The following is a 22748-nucleotide window of genomic DNA, read 5'->3' on the forward strand; positions in this document are numbered from 1 at the left end:
TCACAAGTTCATTTTGTCGTTATTTTGTGTGAAAGGTGAAAAAACATACAGGTGATCTTTTATCTTCCTGTTTCTCTTTTGATTTCGTGTGTGATTTGCCCGTCTTCGTCCCATTTTACTGCACGGTAAATGGCATCATGATAAAACAAGAACCAGGCATTTTTTTCTTCTGCAAATGCCTGCCACTTTTGCTTAGCTGGAATCGAAGTCATTGGGTAATCATCATATGCTAGAACCCAGAGTGGATTTTTATGAGCATGTGTTGGCATGATATCGGCTAAATGAATGGCTGTCTCGCCCTCACTTGTGAGTGTTAAGATGCTATGACCATTGCTGTGACCACCTGTATGGTGCAGCTGAATGCCTTCTGTCACTTCAATGCTTTCTTCAAATGTAACCACTTGATCTGCCACTGGCTCCCAGTTTTCTTTCCAATATGTATTTCTTGATCGGATGTTCGGCGCTCTCATTTCATCCCATTCGATTTTCGATGTGATGATTTTTGCTTGCTGAAAAACAGACACAAGCTCGTCACCCTCACGTTTTGTTAATCCGCTGGCATGATCGAAATGCAGGTGTGTCATTAATACGTAATCAATGTCTGATGGCCCCAAGCCAAGAGCCGCTAAATATTCTTCCAATTTGGTTTCCTCTGTTACGCCGTAATTGCGTTTTTGTTTATCTGTGAGCTTTCCTGATCCAATACCAGAATCCACTAACAGATGAAGGCCATTCCACCGAATGAGAATTGGATCACACCGTAATTCAATTTGATTGCGGTCATTTACCGGGTATTTTTTTGACCATAATGGCTTTGGCACGACACCGAACATTGCACCGCCATCCATGTGCGTATCTCCACCGTTTAACCAAAACAGTTCCATTCCACCTATTTTCATTGTCTCCATGACTGTCATCCCTCCTTTTTCTATCGTAGCAAATACAGCCAAAAATCGCATGCACGAATCTTTTCATGAAAAAAGCTGACTGCTATTTGTTTTGCAGTCAGCTTGATGCTATTTGTTATTCTGGGAATTTGACCTCTGATCGATAAATAGGTTGTCCCATAGACGAGAATTTCTCTTCATATTCAGTCATAACATTTCCTTCTAAGCCATCCTCATGTAAATCTAGGCTGACATACGTTAAAAGAAGGCCATATGCAGAAAAACTTGTTAAGGAATATTCAAATAACCTGCGGTTATCTGTTTTGAAGTGTAATTCACCGCCTGGACGGAGAATATGTTCATATCGCTCTAAAAAGGCTTTAAACGTCAATCTGCGCTTTTCGTGTCTTGCTTTTGGCCACGGATCGGAGAAATTCAAATAGACCCGGTCAATCTCATTTTCCGCAAACACATCTGTCAGCGTCTCAGCATTGATGTTCAAAAGCTTTACATTTTCAACATCTGTCTCTTTGATTTTATCTACTGCTGTCACAATGACACTTTTAAATAACTCAATGCCAATATAGTTGATATGAGGATGAAGCTTGCCCATTCCAGCAATAAAGCTCCCTTTTCCTGTCCCAACTTCAATATGGATTGGATGATCATTTCCAAACAGCTCATGCCATTTCCCTTTATGTTGCTCCGGGTTTGCTAACGCAATATGAGCATTCTCAGCTAAGTAATCATCAGCCCATGGCTTATGTCGCATTCTCAATTTGATACACCTCTATTTTCTTTACATTTTATCAAGATACCACGAAACATAAAGACCCGCAAGACAGCAACTCCTATGTCCATATGAAAAAGACCAGCTCTTCGCTTGGCTGGTCTGACGCATGTATAAATTGGGCGCTGAATGCACAGTTTAACCTCATAAATGACACGCAGGAAAGGAGCATACGTATGGGTTTAAACCGTCAACATCAGCTTCAATTAGTCAAAGATATTTTAACCGATCACCAGCTGGATTGCTGCGGGACTGTTGCAGAATATGAACAGGTGGGACGTGTGATTCAATTAATGCTGGCAAAAGAAGATTTGGATGCTGACGTCCGTCAGCTATTAACAGATATTTATGATTACAGCCAAAAGGGCACCTCTGTCAGTTCAATTGATGCACATATCGAGGCGCATCAATCTCATCTATCTGACTGGGTCGAGAACATTCCACTGTCTTAATGGATGTTTAACCGTTTTAAGAGTGCATTCAGCTCGACTTGCACTTCTTTTTGCGCCTTATCATTTCCTTTTCTTTTATGCCAAACAACAAACGATACGGTTTCAGCGAGCACGTACCACGCCATTCGTTTTCGCAAATTGTCCGTCAGCGGGGCGCCGTACATAGAGAGCCAGCTTTCCCAGTTCTCTTCCTCAACATAATGGTATAAAAGCGGTCCAAGATCAATCGCTGGGTCCGCAATCATCGCTCCATCCCAGTCAATTAAATAGAGCTGGTTTTCATCTGTGAGCAGCCAATTATTATGATTGAGGTCACAATGACAGACGACCTTATCCTCGAAATGGACTGCCTCCACATGCTTCTCTAAGTACTGGATGGCATGCGAAATGTCTTGTGAATCAATTTGCTCTTTTAATATGGACTGTTTCAGATGCATCAGAATGGATTCTGGGTCTAGAGAGTGTTTCTCTAATCGTTTCAGCATATCGAGCAATTCTTTTGATGTATGAATTTTTCTTAGTTGCTCTGCTACAGGACGGTCGTTCATGTCCTTTGGCTTCAGCTCTCTGCCGCTCAGCCAGTGCTGTGCAGTAATCACGTCCCCATTTTCCATCCGTTTTGTCCAGACAAGCTTCGGCACAATGCCTTCAGCTGACAAAACCGCAAGAAACGGTGACGTATTGCGTTTTAAAAATAGCTTTTGGTCATTGTGTGTTGCGAAGTACGCATCTCCCGTAGCGCCTCCAGCAGGAGAGATGTGCCATTCGCTACCTAATATTTGTCCCAACCAGTTCATATCAATTTTCAACCCATCATTTCTTAAAATATTTTAAATCTTGCTTTTTTAGTCGACAAAATTCAGCCGATTGAAGGTCAATTGGCTGTTTCTTTTTTTATTTATATGATCATAAAAACAAAAAGGACAGCTATTGAGAATGAGATGCTAAACAATAGCCGTCCTATAGATTTTATCGTTACCTTCTTATACTCGTCAAGCAAAACTAAAAAATCAGGACAAGAACCTTACGAAAAAGAAGGCTTTTTTCATGGTTCTTTAACTGCGATATACACCGCAAGTTCGTTAAGCACGTAATTTTAAGGATCGTTCACTTGCCTTCACAAAGACAGGCGTTGCACCAATCACTTCTCCATCTGCGTGAAATAGAATTTTTTCATCTGCCTCCAAGTACGCCTGCTCATGCTGAAACAGGGTAACCCCCTCCATCCCAAGATGCTTTCGAAACACCATTGCACTTAGAAACAAGAGGACTTTGAATGGATTCAAATCTGTGACAACAATCGTTTGAAAGCCTGGCTGCCTCGCACTCACTTCCGGCGCTGCTTCCAGCCCTCCTCCGTAATACGGGTGATTGCACACGATCACAAACCATACTTGTCGAAAGACCTTCTTCTCATTTTCAATAAACAGCGCAAGGTCAAACGGCTTAAAGGACCATAAAGAATGGAGAAATGACAGCGGGTAGATGATAAAGCCAAGCCCCAGCCGTTTCAGCCACTTTTTCCCTCTAAAATGCACCGTTTTCCTCAGTACATGTGCATCGAATCCCACACCGATATGATTGAGAAAAAGAACAGATTGCGGACTTTCGGCATGGTCTTGAAAGGAACCGAGAGAAAATGTTTTGGTGAGCATTCTCTTTTGCTTTCTCACTTCTTTTAGGACGTCGTGACGGTGGATACCGAGACCCTTCGCAGCATCATTCCAATGACCGGCAGGGACAAAGCTAAGCTGCACATGATCGATTTCCTTTAAGCCATTCAGTACTTCATGAATGGTGCCGTCACCACCAATGACAATCAAGCGCTTCAGCCTGTCATCTTGCATGGCGCTAATTTGTCTTGCCAAAACTTCCGCATGGCCCTCATGCTGGGTGAGAAACGATCGATAAGAGATCTCCACCTTCTGTAATTCCTTCTCTAAGCTCCTCCATGTGCGGAGTCCTTTTCCATGTCCTGCTTCTGGATTAACGATAAAGTACCATTCATTCATATATTAGCTCCACTCAGGTCTCAATTTTTCGTGACCTTTCCTCATGTCTTTAATCGAGCCATTCCTGCCTTCTTTTACTGTCTGATTCACCATAAGCAAGCAATGCCTTTGTTGCCTTAAATTGCTGATGTTTTGTCGGCGCCGTATTTTTCCGCTGCTTTTCAAACCACTCTTCCGCTTTCTTCTTATCGACAACCTCCATCCCATATGGAACTTCAGGTAAATCAATATAAGAGGTACGGCTGATCAGGATTTTCTTCACAGGAAGGTCTACACCACTTTGCTGTAAAATCTTTGACACGACAGTGCCAGAGCGCAGAAGGCTTGCGCAAGGATTCAAGACAGACTGAACAGCTTTCCCAGTCGCCCTCTTTTCCCAAAAACGTTCCTTCGTTCCGATATAGACGCTGTCTGGCTCTGCCTCTAAGAAGGATAAACAGATCACTTCGAGCGGCGTAATGAGTACCGGACATAATTCCATCTCGGCTTTTTGAATGAGCAGCACCGGCTTGTACATCACAAAATAAGAATCCGGAAGCTGCCTTGCAAGCATACGCAGCTTTTCATCATACCGAATATGATGGGAGACGGTTGAAATATGTGAAATCGTCGAGCTTGCCCATTTTAATTGCACGTCGTAGAGATGATCCTTAAAAAAGTGAATCAGCTGCGTTTCATCGGTAGGAACGTTTTTGAAAACCCCCTGCTCTATATCTGTCGGCTCGTTAAAAAGACTCAGGTCCCGTTCCTTTTTCATATCGGCTTCTTTTTGCTTTCTCTTTAAGGAGAATTTCTTTCTCTTTTCTTCCTCTTGTTCAGACGCTTGTTCAGACATTTGGTCTAACGGCTGCTGCGCCTCCTCCTTTGAAGCCCTTTTCAACTCGTCCCATCTTTGTTTTTTCAATCGAATGAATTGATTGATGTAGTGATGCGGGTCTTGTTCATATCGTGATATATAATCTTGAATTTTAATAATTTGCGCCATCTGCTGTTCACTCCAACTTCTAAAATCATTTATGTAGTGTAAATTGTTTGATTGCGTGATAACGCGGGGTTTCTTTCGGACGTATTTCAAATAAAGTAATACGAGAAACCTCCATCACATATGGCTCTTTGCTTAAAGGCGCTTGTTCTCTATAAGAATCATCACCATTCCATTTACGCGCGATCGTCATATGCGGATGAAACGGTCTTTTTTCAACAGGATGTCCTGCTGACATGACGGCTTCTTTCACCTTTTCTCTTAACTGCATGAGCGGCTCATTTTCAATTGGCTTTGCAAAAAAGACTCTTGGGCGCTCCTTTGTACCAAACTGCCCTAACTCTTTCAGCGCTAGTGGAAATGAGGCAGCTTCGTTTGAAAGAATGTCGATCAGCTGGATGATCTTTTTTAAGCGCTCTTCTGGAATGGCGCCTAAAAATACAAGGGTCACATGATAATCATGTGGTGCTGTCCATTTTTGAAAGGACAGTCCACTTCTTTGATCCAAGTCTTGTTTGATTTGATGCGCAAGTTGTTCAGGGATGTGAATCCCTATAAAATAATGACGGCTTTCTGACACAATATCACCTGTCCTTTTTTAACAAACTTTACGAATCCCCATTGATGATAGTATAACTAAAGAAATGCGGAATGAGAAGAAAGGGTGTCATATCATGAAGGTTGCACAAAATATAGCAGAGTTAATTGGCGATACACCGCTTGTCAAATTACAGCGGCTTCAGCCCAAAAATGCCGCGGCTGTTTATTTAAAGCTAGAAGCATTCAATCCTAGCGGAAGTGTCAAGGACCGCGCGGCTTACAATATGATTATCGAGGCAGAAAGACAAGGAAAACTCACAAAAGGAGCAACCATTATTGAGCCTACGAGCGGAAATACAGGGATTGGTTTAGCCATGAATGCCGCCGCAAGAGGCTACAAAGCCATCCTTGTCATGCCTGATACGATGACAAAGGAAAGAATCAATATTTTGAAGGCATACGGGGCGCAGGTCGTCTTAACCCCAGGAGAAGAAAAAATGCCAGGCTGTATCCGCAAGGCTGAGGAACTGGCTGCTCAAATTCCTCATAGTTTTATTCCCATGCAATTTGATAATAAGGCGAATCCAGATGCGCATAGAGGAACAACTGCAGTCGAAATCATTGAAGCTGTGAAACAACTTGGACAGCCCCTTGGAGCCTTTGTCGCAACAGCTGGGACTGGCGGCACCATTACAGGAACTGGAGAGGAATTAAAGAAGGCATTCCCTCACTTGACCATACGTGTGGCAGAGCCAAAGGGATCTCCAGTCTTATCTGGCGGGGAACCTGGCAAACATAAGCTCGTTGGCACAAGTCCAGGGTTTATCCCCCAAATCTTAAATGAGGATGTCTATGATGAGATCGTGCAAGTAAGCGACGAAGATGCATACCACATCACACGGCAGCTCGCCCAGCTTGAAGGTATTTTAGTAGGACCATCCTCTGGAGCGGCTTGCTATGCAGCCATTGAAACAGCTAAGCAATTGCCAACAGATCAAGTCGTCATCTGTATGACAGCAGATACGGGTGAACGATACTTATCAAGTGATGTTTTTCAACATTAAAAAAGGAACAGGGCGATGAATCCCTGTTCCTTTTTCTTCGTTTCACAGTTGCGATGATTTGACCAGCTTCACCTCAGCCTGCTCACCAGTGATGAGTAAAACTTGCTCATCAGTAAGCGGGCATAGATCGAGCGTTTGCTGATGCTTCTCCATTATGTGCTGCGCGGCCTCGCCTAAATAGGCGTTGTGCACATGCAGTACTGGATAGCGGCTGATTTCATTGAAACCTTGAAATGATGAAAGCTCCGGCGCCTTCTCCTGATCATCCATCAGGGAGATATATTCAATGCTTGGCGCCATGATAATACTCCCAGCAGATTCTCCGATGTACAGCTTGCCATTGTTGATTTCTTCTTTCAACACGTCATCGAGACGATGCTTTCTCAACTCGTGCAATAAATAAAAAGTGTTGCCTCCTGAAACGTAGATCACATCATTTTGTTTGATCAGCTGTGTGATCTCTTCGGCAGACTGTTCATCTATATGCACAATCTCAAGCTGCATCCCTAATTGCTGAAAGGCTTCCTTCGCCGCCTCCACATAGTGCGTGACTTCCTCTACAGCACTTGCCGTCGGAAAGAAAGTCACACTCTTTCCTTTTAATGATTCACCCGCAAAGTCAGACAAGAGAGAATAGCTGTCTTTGAATGAAGAGCATAAGAACATTTTTTTCACTATGAATCCCCTCTTTTCTTTTCCTTTTTTTATTTTGCCAATTCATACATAGCTTGTGCATAAAGAGCTGTTGCTCTCAGTAAGTCATCAATTTCAATGTATTCATCCTTTTGATGGGCACAATCTGGTCTGCCAGGGAATAGAGGCCCAAAGGCAACACCCGCTTCTAAAGATCTCGCATACGTTCCTCCCCCTATGGCAATCAGAGTTGCAGGATCTCCAGTTTGCTCCTCATATACCCGCTGCAAAGTTTTCACAAGGGGATGATCTTTTGAAACATGATGCGGAGGGCTGTCGTCAAATTTTAGAAGGGATGCCCCTTTTATGCTTTCAATTCCTTTTTTGACGTCCTTGCCGTCTGCTGTCACTGGATAGCGGACATTTAACCCTAGCTTTGCTTCCTCGTTTTGTGTATAGCGGATTGTTCCCACATTCAAGGTCAAGTCTCCGCTAATCTCATCCTTGCAAGCAATCCCCAGCTTTTGTCCTCTTGTATCCTGATCAAATAAAGCATTGATCTGGGAAGTAAAAGCAAGTCCTTGCTCATCTAATTCGTGTCTGCATAAGAAATTCGCCATATGAATGCCCGCATTTGTACCATGCGCCGGTTCCATGGCATGAACAGATACCCCTTTTAATGTGAAATGGAGTCCATCGGCTGTGCTCTTTACTTCACCTGATAATTGATGATCAGCAAGATAGGCTTCAAATGCTGTTTTTAATAATTCAGCATCGTGTTCCTGCGTAGCTGTAACAGCCGCAGCTGCCTCATCTGGCACCATATTCAGCCTCATACCTGATGTAAATTGCTTGAGCGTATAGCGCTGATGATCCGCTGTTTGTTGATATGTAAATGACACAATGGCATCAATGATCCCTTTTTCCGCATGAATAATTGGAAAATCGGCATCTGGTGCAAATCCGATTTGCGGCATCGCCTCATGCTTGAAATAATGGTCCACACAGCGCCAATCGCTTTCTTCATCTGTTCCAATGATCATTCGGATTTTTTTCGATAGCTGCAGACCAGAATCCTTTAATATCTTCAGTGCATAAAAAGCAGCCATGGTTGGGCCTTTATCATCAATGGCACCACGTGCAAAAATTTTATTTTCTCTTATGTCCGCTGAAAATGGCGGGGTTGTCCAGCCGTCACCAGCAGGCACAACGTCCACATGGCAAAGCACTCCTACAATGTCTTCGCCTTCGCCGTATTCAATATGACCTGCATAGCCATCGACATTCTTGACTGTAAAGCCTTCGTCTTCCCCTTTTCTTAGCATATACTGAAGGGCATCATCGACTTTTTCACCAAAAGGCTTTCCTTCTTTACCGCCTTCTTCATCAAGAACACTTTCAATTTGTAAAAAAGATTGTGTGTCCTTGATCAAGTTGTCTTTTTTTCGTATTACTTCAGCTTCCCAATTCATTTTTCCATTCCTCCTTGAAAAAAGGTTGCAATCCACCCTTAAAACGAATATTATATATATTGTTTTGTAATAATGTTCGTAAATGGAGGATTTTATGTTTCAGTTAAAAGAAAATCAAACCAACATAAAGAAAGAATTAATCGCTGGTATGACGACATTCTTTACCATGGTATATATTGTAGCCGTCAACCCAGGAATTCTTTCAAAAGCAGGCATTCCTTTTGACCAAGTCTTTACTGCAACAATTATCGCTGCTGTCGTCGGTACGCTTTGGATGGCACTATTTGCAAACTATCCGATTGCCATTGCACCAGGCATGGGACTGAATGTCTATTTCACCTTTACCGTTGTCGGTGGTGGCGGCATCAGCTATCAAACAGCGTTCAGTGCGGTATTTGTTGCTGGTATACTCTTTATTATTTTATCGTTAACCTCCCTTAGAAAACAACTGATTGAAGCCATTCCAGATAATTTAAAGTACGGCATTACAGCAGGCATCGGGCTGTTCATTGCGTTTATTGGCCTCAGACAGTCTGGTATCATCGCTGCTGATCCAGAAAACCTGGTGAAGCTTGGTAACTTAAGCTCGCCTGTTGTTATTTTAACGCTTGTCGGCTTAATGATTTCGGTTATTTTAATGGTTCTTCAAATCAATGGTGCGCTGTTTATCGGCATGCTAGCGACTACATTGATTGCGCTCGTGACAGGCCAGCTACATTTCCCTAAAATGCTGATGGACATTCCTGCACTGCCTGAAGGCATGCTGATTACAAATCCAATCTCTGCCTTTGGTGACGTGTTCTCTCATCATTTGTATGCTGTCGTCTTCTCCTTTTTACTGGTGACGATTTTTGATACGACAGGTACAATGATTGGAGTCGCAGAACAAGCCGGATTAATGAAAAATGGCCAGCTGCCAAAAGTGCGCAGAGCCCTGCTCGCTGACTCTGCTGCAACAACGGTTGGTTCTATGTTTGGTACAAGCCCAACCACTGCTTATATTGAATCGTCATCAGGGGTTGCTGCTGGCGGAAGAACTGGACTGACTTCTTTAACGGTCGCTGCATTGTTTATTGTGGCATTATTTTTCGGCCCGCTCGTTCAAGCTATTTCTTCTTTACCAGCGATCACATCACCTGTTTTAATCATTGTTGGCTGCTTAATGATGAACTCAGTGTCACGCATTCGCTGGAACGAACTAGACGAAGCATTCCCTGCTTTTCTTGTCATTCTTTCGATGCCACTGACTTCTAGTATCTCTACAGGGATTTCACTTGGATTTATTTCATATCCACTTGTGAAATTGGCAAAAGGGAAATGGAAGGAAGTCCATGTACTTGTTCTCATCTTTGCGATCTTATTTTTCATTCAGCTCTTTTTCTTAGAAGGATAACAAATAAAAAAGGCACATCCTTACATGGAATGTGTCTTTTTGCCTTCACTATTTTTTATTTTGTAAATTTTCTGTGTTTATTTTTTGGACGTTTGAATGTGTCCACTTCTTTCGTATCCCTTGTGATTATTGGGTTGTAACCGGATTCAAATCATGATATATACCATATTTTATTTCATGTAGACAAGTTTAAAAACACGTAAAGTTGACTTTTTGGTGGAACTAGATGCATAATAACGTGTATAATAGAATAAAACATTAAGAAACACGAACATTTACCATTGTTGCATGTCCTTATTTCGCAGTTTTAGTGTAGTAAGTTGTGGTTAGTCAAGTCCATCCGATCTTATTGATAGGGAGTGGTTTTTTGAAACCTTCAACAAACCGTATGATGACTCGAATTAAATCAGTTTATATGTTCATTCAAGAGAAAGGTCTTGTGACGACACAAGAGCTGGTTGATGAATTCGGGATCACACCTAGAACCATTCAAAGAGACTTAAACGTGCTTGCCTATAACGATCTTGTTCATAGTCCAAGCAGAGGCAAATGGGAAACAACAAGAAAAAAAGTAAAAATATCATCTTAAGCGTATAATGGATTGTCCATATAACAAAAAGAACCGGCGATGTGCCGGTTCTTTTCTTTTGTTCTAAATCTATTCACGATTGATTAAGCTGTCTAATTCTTCATCCGTCAATTCACGGTACTCTCCAGGTGCTAGATCTTCATCTAAAGGGACAGGACCCATCGACAGCCTTTTTAAAAAGACCACTTCATTTCCTACCGCTTGCGCCATCAGTTTCACTTGATGGTACTTCCCTTCAGTAATCGTTAAACGGATGCGTGTATCTTCGTCTTCGTTCGCATCTACTTCAACCTTGGCCGGCTTCGTATGATAATCATCTAAAATGACAACGCCCTCTTCAAGACGCTTGATATCTTGATCTCCTAAAGGATATTTCAAATGAACTTCGTACGTTTTCGGCACATGTTTTTTTGGAGAAAGTAATTGATGCGCAAGCTGGCCATCATTTGTGAGGAGAAGGAGACCGACCGTGTCCTTATCCAGTCTCCCCACTGGGAAGGGCTCCCTTGCGATATCCTCCGGCTCGAGTAAATCAACAACCGTTTCATCCCGCAAATCTTCAGTTGCTGAGATAACACCGTCTGGCTTGTTCATCATTAAGTAAATGAATTCTTTATACTCTACACGCTCTCCATGTACAAGCACTTCATCATTTGATGGATCAACATGATCTTTCACCTGCTTTGCCACTTCCCCATTCACTGTGACCGCTCGGGCCTTGACAAGTTTTTTCACATCTTTTCTTGAACCAAAGCCGCTGTTAGCAAGCAATTTATCAAGCCTCATGAATATCCACCTCTTCTTTTAACTCTTTTTTCTTAAAAATCTCGGCATACGGCTCCCTAATACACGCTCTAGTAATCCTACCTTATAAGACAAGAACATATATACACCGCCGCCAGTGATCATGGAAATTAAAATGACGATACCCGCTTGTACAATTCCGCCTTCATAAGAAATCACTTGGCTTACAAGCTGACATGTCATATAAGCCACTACGGCCATGATCGCCGTTAAAATACCAATGAGAATAAAACGTTTGAAAATCCTGCGGAACGAATAGCCGGCATGGCGTTTAATCATGATAAACATATACAAGATGGACGCACTGTAGCCTAGTGCCGTTGCCAGCACAGAACCATTTCCTTGCAGCCAGCTGATCAGCGGAATGTTCAGAACCGTTTTAATAATGATCCCTAACAAAAGACTGACGATAGCAAATTTTTGTTTGTTAATCCCTTGCAAGATCGCTGCATTAATGGTGAATAAAGAAAACAATAATGCAACAGGTGCATACCAAAACAAAATGGAGATCCCAATCTCAGGATGAACCGACGGATAGAAGAACCAATAAACCGGTCCAGCTAATGCTGAGATACCAAATGAAGCAGGCAGCACGAAAAATAAAATGATCTGCATTGTCTGATCAATTTGTCTATTGAGCAGTTTGTAATTACGTGCTGTAAACGACTCCGTAATCGTCGGAATCAAGGTTAAGCCAAACGCTGTTGCGAGTGACACAGGAATCATTACAAGCTTTGGTAAATATAACGTCACGATGGACAATACCGCTGTACTAATATCCTGATGTCCTGAGGCAATCATGGCTCTGTTAATTGTATTTGTGTCAATATAAGAATAAATTGGAATCGCAAGTCCAACAAACACATACGGTGCCGCATAGCTAAACAGCTCAGTAAACATTTGCCTATACGATAATTCAGAGTGAGCGCCTGTATTCGGCTGCATGGATAAGAGCCGGTCCTTCCGCTTCAGCCAATATAAATAAAGCGTGAATAAACCGCCAAATGCACCGATCAGCGCAGCAAATGTTGCGTATCCGACAGCAATAACAAGCCCGCCGTCAAGCACCTTTAATATAATAAACGTCGCTGTTAATAGGAAGATGATTCTGACAAGTTGTTCAATCACTTGTGAAACAGCTGTCGGCCCCATCATGGAGTGTCCTTGGAAGAACCCCCGCACAAGACTCATGATTGGCACAACCAAAAGCCCTAAACTGACCATCCGAATCACATATACCACTTGATCGACAGTCAAACCGCCTGTTTCATTCGATCCGCCAAGCTGAATCTTAGCAAAAATCGGTGCGGACAAATATAAAATAGAAAAGGCGATCATCCCGGTGACAAGCATGACCGACATACCCGCCCTGAACATTTTCCTTGTTGTCTCATAATCACCGATCGCATTATATTTGGAAACAAATTTTGATACCGCTGTTGGAAAACCAAGTGTAGCAATACTTAAAAAGATCGTATACTGATTGTATCCATATTGGAATAGCGCACCACCAGTCGCTCCGACCATTGCGCTAAATGGAATTAAGTAAATCATACCGAGAATACGAGAGAGATACGTCCCTATCGTTAAAACCAACGTACCACGAAGCAGTTTATTAGACATGTGCTTAACCACCATTTTTCTAATGAATATTCAACTTAACTATTTTACCACATCATTTCAACGCACAGGTAACAAATCCAATACAGAAGTCACAAAACCAATCAATTCATATTTCAGCCTTCCCTAATCTTCGTTATAATAGAAAAATGACTGAAAGTAGAAAGAGGAATGTAACATGAAACATTATGATGTCATTGTCATTGGCGGTGGACCTTCTGGACTGATGGCCGCGATTGCATCAGCAGAACACGGTGCGACAGTTCTGTTAATTGACAAAGGAAACAAACTTGGCAGAAAGCTGGCCATTTCTGGCGGTGGACGCTGTAACGTCACCAATCGCCTTCCAGTAGAAGAAATCATCAAGCATATTCCCGGAAACGGCCGTTTTCTATATAGTGCATTTTCTGAGTTCAACAATGAGGATATTATTTCATTTTTTGAAAACCTTGGCATTGAACTAAAAGAAGAAGACCATGGACGTATGTTCCCTGTCTCAAACAAAGCACAGTCTGTCGTGGATGCCCTTTTAGACAGGCTCCGTGCCCTCAATGTCACCATTCGTACGAACGAAAAGATTAAAACAGTTCTGTATCAAGACGGACAAACAGCTGGAATTGTTACAAATAATGATGAAAAAATTTCAAGTAAGGCTGTTGTGATTGCTGTTGGCGGAAAAAGTGTACCTCATACCGGCTCTACTGGCGACGGCTATGCATGGGCAGAAGCAGCCGGGCATACGATTACAGAGCTCTTCCCAACAGAAGTACCTGTCACATCAGATGAACGTTTTATTAAAGAAAAGGTGCTTCAAGGTCTTTCTTTAAGAAGTGTGGCTGTCAGTGTTCTCAATAAAAAAGGGAAACCCGTCGTCACACATGTCATGGATATGATCTTTACTCACTTTGGTTTATCAGGTCCAGCTGTTCTTAGATGCAGCGGATTTGTTGTGAAAGAATTAAAAAAGCAGCCGTCCGTCCGTCTGCAGATCGACTTATATCCGAAGCTGAATGACGAGGAGCTGTTCCAAAAGCTTCATCGAGACCTAAAAGATGAACCGAAAAAAGCCATTAAAAATGTCCTCAAGTCTTGGATGCAAGAACGCTACTTATTGTTCCTTTTAGAGCGGAACGGCATTGATCCTCAGGAAACGTTTTCTGGACTAGCCAAGGATAAACTGCGTGCGTTTGCCCATGATTGCAAACATTTCATCGTTCATGCAAATGGTACACTTTCTTTGGACAAAGCGTTTGTGACAGGAGGCGGCGTTTCTGTGAAAGAAATTGAACCGAAGAAAATGGCCTCTAAAAAAATGCCCGGTCTTTATTTCTGCGGAGAGATTCTAGACATTCATGGCTACACAGGCGGATACAATATCACGTCAGCACTTGTGACAGGCAGACTTGCCGGTCTGAATGCTGCATTAGAAGCAAAGGAGAGAGATTAATGATCAGACGCGCACTTCCGATTGTACTTGCAGTCGTTATCAGTTTAACAGCAGCTGTTATCTTGAAGCTGTCTATTACCCCATTAAAAATCGCCATTGTTTTGGCATTTACCGTTTTCGCTGTTTGTTTAAAAGAATATGTCTACCGTCTGCGCAAACGAATTGAAGAAAAGTCATCTTCACATATCGATGGTTGATAAATGGAAGTAAAACATGTTACGGTAAAGTAGAGGTCGAGTGAGAAGCTCGCCTCTTTTTGTTTGAAATTAGTTGGGTTCGGGGATATTAAACAAAATCCTCTGCTTAAACGTGTAGAACAACAGGAGAGTGAGATGGTGTGAAAAACGTATCAAGTGTATTTTGGATTGTGATTGCGATCACATTTGTTGCCGTCATGTGGGGAGCGTTTTCTCCAGAAACACTGCAGAATGTGACAGATCAAATTCAAACATACATTACAAATGACTTTGGCTGGTATTACTTGTTAGTGGTATCACTGCTTGTCGGCTTTTGTCTATTCTTTATCTTTAGCCCAATCGGTAAGATTACGCTGGGTAAACCGGGAGAAGAACCTGAATTCGGCCTATTTTCTTGGTTTGCGATGCTATTTAGTGCCGGTATGGGAATTGGTCTTGTTTTTTACGGAGCAGCTGAACCGATCAGCCACTATGCCATACAGTCACCAACAGGTGAGACTGAAACGGCACAGGCATTCCGCGATTCCCTTCGCTATACATTTTTCCACTGGGGGCTTCATGCATGGGCTATTTATGCCATTGTTGCACTTTGCATTGCGTACTTTAAATTTAGAAAAAATGCACCTGGCTTAATCAGTGCAACGCTTCAGCCCGTTTTAGGAAATAAAACGAATGGATGGATTGGGAAAACCATCGATTGTATTGCGGTATTTGCAACTGTAGTTGGTGTTGCGACAAGCCTAGGGTTAGGCGCGGCACAAATAAATGGTGGATTGAATTACCTATTTCATATTCCAATTGCCTTTAGCACACAATTAATCATTATCTTGATTGTGACGGTGCTCTTCCTTGCATCTGCTTTAAGCGGGATTGGAAAAGGCATTAAATACTTAAGTAATATCAACATGGTATTAGCAGCTGTTCTGATGTTTTTCTTACTTTTGGCAGGTCCAACTGTTTTTATCTTAAATTCATTTACTGACTCGATTGGGCAATACTTATCCAATATCGTTCAAATGAGCTTCCGTCTATCTCCAAATGACCCTGAAAAGAGAGAATGGATTAATGGATGGACGATCTTTTATTGGGCATGGTGGATTTCTTGGGCACCATTTGTTGGAATCTTTATCGCAAGGGTGTCACGCGGACGAACAATTCGAGAATTTTTAGTCGGTGTCTTAGTCGCTCCTTCTATCTTAGTATTTCTATGGTTCTCGATTTTCGGTGTATCTGCGATGGACTTACAGCAAAAGAATATTGTCGATGTTGCAGGTCTTTCAACAGAAACGATGCTGTTCGGTGTACTAAATGAATATCCGCTGGCGATGGTCACATCGGTGCTAGCCCTCATTTTAATCGCTGTATTCTTTATTACATCAGCTGATTCAGCTACATTTGTGCTTGGAATGCAGACAACCTACGGATCATTAAACCCTTCTGGCAGTGTCAAAGTCAGCTGGGGCATTATCCAATCGGCTGTTGCTGCCGTGCTTTTATTTTCAGGAGGACTTGAAGCCCTGCAAAATACAGCCAAACTCGCAGCCTTACCGTTCTCCGTTGTCATTATTTTGATGATTGTCTCATTGTACAAGTCACTGAATGATGAACGAAGAGCCATCAAACAAGCCGATAAAGTCAATAAGCCACGAAGTCCAAGAGTAAAAAAAGCATAATTGCAAGTAAAAAAAAGCCGTTCCTCATTCGAACGGCTTTTTTTCATATAGACAATTTAAGATTGTTGCTTGATGGAGGATTCCTGTAAAATAGAGTTGAAATCACATTCTACATAATGGAGGTTTATATGACGTTACCTACGTTCAAGTACAACCCAGACCCAATTTCGTTAAACGTGATAAAAAAAGAACACACGACATGTCCTGTTTGTGAGAAAGAAAGAGATTATGTATATCAAGGTCCATTTTATGCTGTCGAAGATGTAAAGGGAATTTGTCCTTGGTGCATTAAAGATGGATCAGCCGCTAAAAAATATGATGGAATCTTTCAAGACGATGCGAGCTGTGATGACGTCGATCAAGAGGAATATATAGATGAACTGATCTTCAGAACCCCAGGTTATCGCGGGTGGCAGCAGGAATATTGGTTAAGCCATTGTGGAGATTTTTGCGCAATCGTCCAGTATGTTGGATGGAAAGAGATTGAACATTTAGAGGAAGAACTCGCCGAGGATATCGAAGACATTTGCAGCGGCGAAGGACTCACGAAAGAAAACCTAAAGCAATGGCTCGTCAATGGAGGAGACTTACAAGGCTACCTCTTTCAATGTGTCCACTGCAACAAGCATCGTTTATATATTGATGCCAGCTGATCAAAGAAAAAAGGACCTTTCAAACAGGTCCTTTTTTTGATGCGTCTATTTTTTATATAAAATGAGTGCAGAAAAACAGTAGAGCTGTTCTCCCCCTTGCTCACAGATCACCGCTACATTGTACTTGATGTCAATAATTTGGTCGTCATCCATTCCTTTTAAAAAGAGATTAATTTCGCTCTGCAAATCTTTCTCGTGCTCTTCATCAAAAACAGCTACCTTTAGCACATATGCCACTCTCCCTTCTCTCGCTACTCTATCTTTATGCACATAGAGAGAGGCATATGAACAAAAAAAGCCTTTCATCATTGATAAGATGAAAGGCCTTCTTTTTACAGCTTCGGTTTTGTTTCCCCTGTCCAAGCAAGCATTCCGCCAACGACATTGGTCGCTTGGTAGCCTTGATCTTCTAGGTAATAGCAGACATTTTCACTACGTTTACCAGAGCGGCAAATAATATAATATTCCTGCGTTTGATCGAAGGCATCCAGTTTCTCAGGGATATCTCCCATTCGAATGTGGACTGCTTCTGGAATCATCCCTTCTGCTACCTCTTCATCCTCACGTACATCGATAAGCTGAATGGCGTCATCTTGCTCCAGCTTTTGTTTTAATTCTTCTATTGAAATTTCTTTCACTGACAACTCTCATCTCTCCTTTTATTCACGGTGACACCATTATAGCAAATGATTCACATCACTGCGTATTCACCCGCTTCGATTGAAGGAAAGACGGCAGCCGTTTCTTCACTTCGGCTGTCTGCTGCTCACTTTCAAACTCTACCTTTTTAAATACTTGATACGCCAGCCACATATGACCATAGGCGAGTATGCTCACGCTAAAAAACGGCACGATTCCCGGCAAATAAGCAAAGAGAACAAACAGCACAGCCGAGAAAACGAGCATAGAGAGTGTGTATTGCAAGTATGAGATACCAAGCAGAAGAGAGAATTTTAAATAGAGACGTTTTTTCCAATCGTAATGAGCAAGCAGTGGAAAAATATAAAATAAGCTCACAATAAACAGAAAACCAAAGATATAGATGCCAAAGCGAAGCACATGTAAGAACCAGCTCGTCGGATAAATATAAGCAAGGTCAACATAAATAATCGTTCCAATGATGAATAGCACCACGCCAATTATATTAGAGCGGAAAAACTCCTCCCGGTATACCTTCCAAAAAGTGCGTGAAACATTGACTTGCTCATGCCCTTGTATCCACTTTCTCATGACGGAAAATAACGCTGTGGTCGCAGGCATCAATCCAAAGATGCCAAGCCCTAGGATGGTGAACATCAGCCATAACAAATTCGTATAGGCGAGTCTCATCACCCATTCACACAACCGCAGCATTCTGCTCATTGAGCCATCATGATCCATCTCTTTCCCCTCCTCTCCTTCTCATTACACCGTCTCTTTATGAAACAATTCTTCTATTTCAATTGGGCGTTTCTCTAAAACAGAACGCCACATGCCTTCTCCAAGTGCAATCGAATAAGCACCAGCCTCTGCTCCTGCTGATATATCATAGTGAATCAAAGGATCTTTTCCTATAAATAAATCGGCCAAAAGCAGAGGATCTCCGCCGCCATGTCCGCCTGGCTGCTTCACGACTTCAATCGTCTCCTTTGATCCAAACATCGGGTAATAAGAAATCGTTTGTTCCGGAAATTGAAAAGGTATCCTTGATGGCACATGAAACTCATTTGTTTCAATACGTCCCTTCGTCCCATTAATGGCAAGCCGGTAGCCTTCATATGGTGCTGAAAATTGAATCGAATAGCTGAGCAGAGCCCCTTTGTCATAAGCCACTGACGCCACATATGTATCCTCGATATCAATTTCCTGATCAAAAATGCAGGCATCTGGGCGATAATTTGAGTACTGCTGCGTTTGCTCCTGACCAGATTCAATATGATCGTCCTCCACCTTTGAACGCTCCACCCGCGGGTTCCATCTTGCTTCATAATGACATGTATCCTTCACATGACATGTTCCGCAATACCTGTTTTCCTCCCCCTGCAAAGGATTCCAAGGGCTTTCGCTCCCATAATAGTTCAGCGCCCCGTAAGCAAATACTTGCTTCGGTTTTTGATCAATCCACCAATTGACCAAATCAAAATGATGCGTCGATTTATGAATAGACAGCCCGCCAGAGAATTGACGTGTGCGGTTCCATCTTTTGAAATAACTAGCACCATGATACGTATCAATGAGCCAGCTCAGTTCAACAGATGTGACCCTTCCAATCTTCCCATCTAAAATGAGTTCTTTTACCTTTCGATGAAAAGGATTGTAGCGATAATTAAAAGTGACTGTGACATTCCCCTTACTTTCCGCCTCTTTTTCCATCACCTTTCTAGCGTCTTCTGCTGTTGTCACCATTGGCTTTTCAGTGATGACATCAAGATCATGCTCAAGTGCCTGCATAATATACGTGACATGTGTATCATCTCTGCCTGCCACAATCACGATATCTGGCTTAGTTTCCTTGATCATCTGATCAAATGCATCTTCATGAAAAAACGAGACGCCCCGCAGTGATGGAAAACGCTCCTGACAAAGTGTATACCGATGATGATCTATATCTAGAAGCCCTGTAATCCTGTAATGCTCTTTGAAATCCTCGGTGAGCGGTTGAATAAACATATTGAACGCTCGATGACTGAGCCCGCAAACCACGACCCGTTTCACATTCCCCACCCCATTTTCTATCGATTTTCACGAAGCTGTTTCATGAGAGAGAGCGCCTCTTTCGACTTGTCAGCATACACAGGAATGAAAGCGACCATATCTCGGTGTAATCGAAAGGTATAGCCGTTGAGCTTTTTCGTTCCTTTATTGATTTGTACTGCATAATCGACCGTTTCCCCTGTCTTTTTGTCCTCGACCGTATATGGTCCTGCTGCTTGCTCACCTATTCTCATTTCTTCGAGCAGCTGAAAGCTTTCAGGATCATCATACGTTCTAAACATTTCTTCTGGGACAAGCATCACGTCTCCCTCTTTTGACGTAATTTCAACAAGAAGCTTTTCAGGAATCGCCGGAAAGATGTGGACGTTATAAGCCGCTTTTTCCGGCTGAAAGGCCTTCTCCACTAATTGATCTTTCATCCCTTTTGACATATCAGAAAAAATCAGGACATCGATCCCGTTTGTTTTCTCCTGACAGGCAGATAAACAAACGGCAGCAATGAAACTGATGAGCCATACAGCGGCTCTTTTTTTCCTCTTCATGCCTTTTGAAAAACAGACAGCTTTTCTAGCTCAGTTAACGCCATAATAAAAGCGCCTGCCCCGTGCAAGTCATTTGTGCTCCGCTCTCTTCCAACGTAATAATCATAAAATCCTGCAGATGTTCCGATACAAATATCATTGATGGTAAAATCACCATTTTCTTTCTCAGCCGTCTTATGCTGGATTAAACCTTGATATGCTTTGACCACATGATCAACATAACGGAGACTCACATATCCTTCATTCATGGCTTTTGCCATGGCGTATATGAATAGGCATGACCCTGAGCTTTCAAGCCAATTGTCGCTATTCTTGCCTTTATCAATGATTTGATGCCAGAGCCCAGTTTCATCATCCTGATACTTTGCCACACTTTCCAGCATATCTGTCAAAGTATCCTTCCACACCTTCTGTCCTTCATGTCCCTCTGGCAGATCCTCGATCATATCGGCTAATGCAAGGACATACCAGCCAAACGATCTTGCCCAAAACTCCGGGGAACAGCCTGTCTTTTGATCAGCCCATGGCATCACTTTTCGTTCATCCCACGCGTGATAATACAAACCTGTTTGTTCATCCTTCGTATGCTTTCTCATGAGATGCTCTTGATGAATGACCATTTCCACGAGTGACTTTTCACCTTTAAGCCGAGCATACTTTAAAGCAAAAGGCCCGCCCATATAAAGACCATCCAGCCACATTTGATAGGCATAATTGTCTTTATGCCAAAATCCTCCCTCAGACGTACGGTTCAATGTGCGATAAAGCCCGCGCAGTTTATCCGCTGCCAGCACATATCGCTGCTCTCCCGTTCTTTCATAAAGAGGGAATAAAATAAGTCCTGCTTGAATCGCATCAAGCTCATCCCTGCGAAATAAGAAATTTCCGTACTCATCAATGAGTGAGTCCGCATAGTTTTTCACATAATCGAAATACGCCTCGTTCCTCGTTGCTTCATATAGCTTCAAAACGCCGCAAAGAAAAACGCCTTGATGATAATGCCATCTTCCAGCTGGCGGCAGCTCAATAGGTGTATGCGCTTTTATTATGGTTTGTGCTAATTTCTCTGCATGCTCAAGCGGTGATCCTTTTTCAATCGATAATGTCATTGTTCTTCATCTCCCTTTTTAATAAATACCTTCTTCCCCGAATTTCTTCGCTAAACGGTTCGCCATCATGACCAAAATAAGGCCAACAGCTGCTTTAAATAAACCAACAGCGGTACTATAGCTGAATTGTCCCTGCTTAAGACCAGCTGTATAGACATACGTATCAAAAATCTCTGCCACTTCCCTGTTCGTTGCGTTCAGTAATAGATAGACATGCTCAAAGCCAAGCTCGAGCGTATCACCAATTTTTAAAATAAGCAGAACAACAATGACACTTTTAATCGCAGGAAGAGTGATATGCCACATTTGTCTCAGTCTGCCCGCTCCATCCATTTTCGCTGCTTCATATAGCTGCGGATCTACTGCTGTAATCGCCGCAAGGTAAATGATCGTCGACCAGCCTGCTTCCCGCCAGATCACCTGTAAAATGTACATTGGTCTAAACCATTCCTGACTAAGGAGGAAGTTAATCTTTTCCCCTCCAAAGAAAGCAATCAATTCATTGATTAACCCGCCATCCACCGTTAACAAAACAAAAGATAAGGACACAACAATGACCCATGACATAAAGTGAGGGATATAAATCATCGTCTGTACAAACTTCTTAAACAATGCCAATCTCACTTCATTTAAAAGAAGGGCTAACAAAATAGGAATTGGGAAGAAAATCACCACATTCATGGCAAATAAAATCAGCGTATTTTTTAATAAGATGAAAAATGTTGGTTCTGTAAACAAGCGAATAAAGTGTTTGAAGCCCACCCACTCACTGCCAAGAATGCCGAGAAACGGCTGGTAATCTTGAAAGGCAATGATCAGCCCCCACATTGGCACATATTTAAAGACAAGAAAATAAATGAGCCCCGGCAAGATCATTAAATACAAAAATTTTTGACTAAGCAATTGATTAAGTAAGCGCTTTCTTTTTTCTTTCTTCAAAGCTGCCGCAGGCACACCCTTGGCAGTGACATCCTCTGTTTTCATGAATAAAGCCTCCCCTCATGCTGATGCATGTGTTAACTGTATCTTAAGGATGAAAAATCCGTCTACAATCATATCATCAGATCATATTTTCATAGGTGAAGCTACTCAAAACGTTACATAAAACATAAGAAAATGATCCTAATCTCAGAAAATGATTATTGACAAACCTACCAGATTTTTGGATTAATAAATTAAGGGGAAAAGATTGTTT

25 protein-coding genes are annotated in these 22748 nt (G+C 42.2%); 8 read left to right on the forward strand and 17 right to left on the reverse strand.

The annotated features are described in order from the left end of the window. Nucleotides 1-59: 59 nt before the first annotated feature. The gene (locus AKG37_RS04020; protein ID WP_060697658.1) at nucleotides 60-908 is read right to left on the reverse strand and encodes a YtnP family quorum-quenching lactonase; all 849 of its coding nucleotides are present in this window, start codon (nucleotides 906-908) and stop codon (nucleotides 60-62) included. A gap of 115 nt (nucleotides 909-1023) precedes the next feature. Next, a complete protein-coding gene (gene trmB / locus AKG37_RS04025) occupies nucleotides 1024-1665 on the reverse strand; it encodes a tRNA (guanosine(46)-N7)-methyltransferase TrmB (protein WP_060697659.1) in 642 nt (213 codons plus the stop codon). A gap of 188 nt (nucleotides 1666-1853) precedes the next feature. Between trmB and AKG37_RS04030 the strand changes: the two genes are divergently transcribed. Then, nucleotides 1854-2129: a YtzH-like family protein gene (locus AKG37_RS04030; RefSeq protein WP_060697660.1), complete on the forward strand. Its 276-nt coding sequence runs from the start codon at nucleotides 1854-1856 to the stop codon at nucleotides 2127-2129. Here AKG37_RS04030 and AKG37_RS04035 read toward each other — a convergent pair. From AKG37_RS04035 to thpR, 4 genes are all read right to left on the reverse strand, one after another. Further along, nucleotides 2126-2926 (reverse strand): phosphotransferase family protein, encoded by an 801-nt coding sequence (locus tag AKG37_RS04035; protein ID WP_060697773.1) that lies wholly within the window; start codon nucleotides 2924-2926, stop codon nucleotides 2126-2128. The genes AKG37_RS04030 and AKG37_RS04035 overlap by 4 nt on opposite strands. 285 nt (nucleotides 2927-3211) lie before the next feature. Next, entirely contained in the window at nucleotides 3212-4141 is a 930-nt protein-coding gene (locus AKG37_RS04040; protein WP_060697661.1) for a YegS/Rv2252/BmrU family lipid kinase, read from the reverse strand. 49 nt (nucleotides 4142-4190) lie between these two features. Continuing rightward, nucleotides 4191-5126, reverse strand: coding sequence for a hypothetical protein (locus AKG37_RS04045; protein WP_060697662.1), 936 nt, complete (start codon nucleotides 5124-5126; stop codon nucleotides 4191-4193). Between the two features lie 25 nt (nucleotides 5127-5151). Beyond that, a complete protein-coding gene (gene thpR, locus AKG37_RS04050) occupies nucleotides 5152-5703 on the reverse strand; it encodes an RNA 2',3'-cyclic phosphodiesterase (protein ID WP_060697663.1) in 552 nt (183 codons plus the stop codon). Nucleotides 5704-5797: 94 nt separating this feature from the next. Between thpR and cysK the strand changes: the two genes are divergently transcribed. Beyond that, on the forward strand, nucleotides 5798-6727 hold the full coding sequence (cysK, locus tag AKG37_RS04055) for a cysteine synthase A (protein WP_060697664.1): 930 nt from the start codon (nucleotides 5798-5800) through the stop codon (nucleotides 6725-6727). Nucleotides 6728-6769: 42 nt separating this feature from the next. On the opposite strand, the gene AKG37_RS04060 is transcribed toward cysK, so the two are convergent. Then, nucleotides 6770-7402, reverse strand: coding sequence for a Type 1 glutamine amidotransferase-like domain-containing protein (locus AKG37_RS04060; protein ID WP_060697665.1), 633 nt, complete (start codon nucleotides 7400-7402; stop codon nucleotides 6770-6772). A gap of 29 nt (nucleotides 7403-7431) precedes the next feature. Continuing rightward, on the reverse strand, nucleotides 7432-8832 hold the full coding sequence (gene pepV, locus AKG37_RS04065; protein WP_060697666.1) for a dipeptidase PepV: 1401 nt from the start codon (nucleotides 8830-8832) through the stop codon (nucleotides 7432-7434). A 94-nt stretch (nucleotides 8833-8926) separates the two neighbouring features. Between pepV and AKG37_RS04070 the strand changes: the two genes are divergently transcribed. Together AKG37_RS04070 and AKG37_RS04075 are read left to right on the forward strand one after the other, a co-directional pair. Then, nucleotides 8927-10225 (forward strand): NCS2 family permease, encoded by a 1299-nt coding sequence (locus tag AKG37_RS04070; RefSeq protein WP_060697667.1) that lies wholly within the window; start codon nucleotides 8927-8929, stop codon nucleotides 10223-10225. 367 nt (nucleotides 10226-10592) lie between these two features. After that, complete coding sequence (locus AKG37_RS04075; RefSeq protein ID WP_008356419.1) at nucleotides 10593-10814, forward strand: DeoR family transcriptional regulator; 222 nt, start codon at nucleotides 10593-10595, stop codon at nucleotides 10812-10814. A gap of 69 nt (nucleotides 10815-10883) precedes the next feature. Here AKG37_RS04075 and AKG37_RS04080 read toward each other — a convergent pair whose 3' ends face one another. Continuing rightward, nucleotides 10884-11600 carry a pseudouridine synthase gene (locus AKG37_RS04080; RefSeq protein ID WP_060697668.1) on the reverse strand — a complete coding sequence of 239 codons (717 nt, stop codon included), beginning with the start codon at nucleotides 11598-11600 and terminating at the stop codon, nucleotides 10884-10886. 18 nt (nucleotides 11601-11618) lie between these two features. Next, the gene (locus tag AKG37_RS04085) at nucleotides 11619-13241 is read right to left on the reverse strand and encodes a putative polysaccharide biosynthesis protein (protein ID WP_060697669.1); all 1623 of its coding nucleotides are present in this window, start codon (nucleotides 13239-13241) and stop codon (nucleotides 11619-11621) included. A 175-nt stretch (nucleotides 13242-13416) separates the two neighbouring features. Here AKG37_RS04085 and AKG37_RS04090 point away from each other — a divergent pair, with 175 nt between their 5' ends. The 4 genes from AKG37_RS04090 (at nucleotide 13417) to AKG37_RS04105 (ending at nucleotide 17208) form a co-directional block, all read left to right on the forward strand. Next, complete coding sequence (locus AKG37_RS04090) at nucleotides 13417-14685, forward strand: BaiN/RdsA family NAD(P)/FAD-dependent oxidoreductase (protein ID WP_060697670.1); 1269 nt, start codon at nucleotides 13417-13419, stop codon at nucleotides 14683-14685. Then, the gene (locus AKG37_RS04095) at nucleotides 14685-14882 is read left to right on the forward strand and encodes a hypothetical protein (RefSeq protein ID WP_060697671.1); all 198 of its coding nucleotides are present in this window, start codon (nucleotides 14685-14687) and stop codon (nucleotides 14880-14882) included. Before AKG37_RS04090 ends, AKG37_RS04095 begins: the two co-directional genes overlap by 1 nt. Before the next feature lie 140 nt (nucleotides 14883-15022). Further along, nucleotides 15023-16555 carry a glycine betaine transporter OpuD gene (opuD, locus tag AKG37_RS04100; RefSeq protein WP_060697672.1) on the forward strand — a complete coding sequence of 511 codons (1533 nt, stop codon included), beginning with the start codon at nucleotides 15023-15025 and terminating at the stop codon, nucleotides 16553-16555. Between the two features lie 128 nt (nucleotides 16556-16683). Continuing rightward, entirely contained in the window at nucleotides 16684-17208 is a 525-nt protein-coding gene (locus AKG37_RS04105) for a CbrC family protein (protein WP_060697673.1), read from the forward strand. 45 nt (nucleotides 17209-17253) lie between these two features. On the opposite strand, the gene AKG37_RS04110 is transcribed toward AKG37_RS04105, so the two are convergent. The 7 genes from AKG37_RS04110 to AKG37_RS04140 all read right to left on the reverse strand — a co-directional run bounded on the left by AKG37_RS04110 (nucleotide 17254) and on the right by AKG37_RS04140 (nucleotide 22537). Continuing rightward, nucleotides 17254-17436 carry a sporulation protein Cse60 gene (locus AKG37_RS04110; protein ID WP_003217582.1) on the reverse strand — a complete coding sequence of 61 codons (183 nt, stop codon included), beginning with the start codon at nucleotides 17434-17436 and terminating at the stop codon, nucleotides 17254-17256. Nucleotides 17437-17540: 104 nt separating this feature from the next. Beyond that, on the reverse strand, nucleotides 17541-17852 hold the full coding sequence (locus tag AKG37_RS04115) for a rhodanese-like domain-containing protein (RefSeq protein ID WP_060697674.1): 312 nt from the start codon (nucleotides 17850-17852) through the stop codon (nucleotides 17541-17543). A 52-nt stretch (nucleotides 17853-17904) separates the two neighbouring features. Further along, nucleotides 17905-18588 (reverse strand): YesL family protein, encoded by a 684-nt coding sequence (locus AKG37_RS04120; RefSeq protein WP_060697675.1) that lies wholly within the window; start codon nucleotides 18586-18588, stop codon nucleotides 17905-17907. Between the two features lie 24 nt (nucleotides 18589-18612). Then, nucleotides 18613-19902: a Gfo/Idh/MocA family protein gene (locus AKG37_RS04125; protein ID WP_060697676.1), complete on the reverse strand. Its 1290-nt coding sequence runs from the start codon at nucleotides 19900-19902 to the stop codon at nucleotides 18613-18615. 17 nt (nucleotides 19903-19919) lie between these two features. Further along, on the reverse strand, nucleotides 19920-20444 hold the full coding sequence (locus AKG37_RS04130) for a hypothetical protein (protein ID WP_060697677.1): 525 nt from the start codon (nucleotides 20442-20444) through the stop codon (nucleotides 19920-19922). Continuing rightward, nucleotides 20441-21553, reverse strand: coding sequence for a glycoside hydrolase family 88/105 protein (locus AKG37_RS04135; protein WP_060697678.1), 1113 nt, complete (start codon nucleotides 21551-21553; stop codon nucleotides 20441-20443). The genes AKG37_RS04130 and AKG37_RS04135 overlap by 4 nt, the downstream gene beginning before the upstream one ends. Nucleotides 21554-21571: 18 nt before the next feature. Beyond that, complete coding sequence (locus AKG37_RS04140; protein ID WP_060697679.1) at nucleotides 21572-22537, reverse strand: ABC transporter permease; 966 nt, start codon at nucleotides 22535-22537, stop codon at nucleotides 21572-21574. Nucleotides 22538-22748 lie beyond the last annotated feature (211 nt).

The sequence above is a fragment of the Bacillus australimaris genome (genome assembly GCF_001307105.1).
Taxonomy (GTDB): Bacteria; Bacillota; Bacilli; order Bacillales; family Bacillaceae; genus Bacillus; species Bacillus australimaris.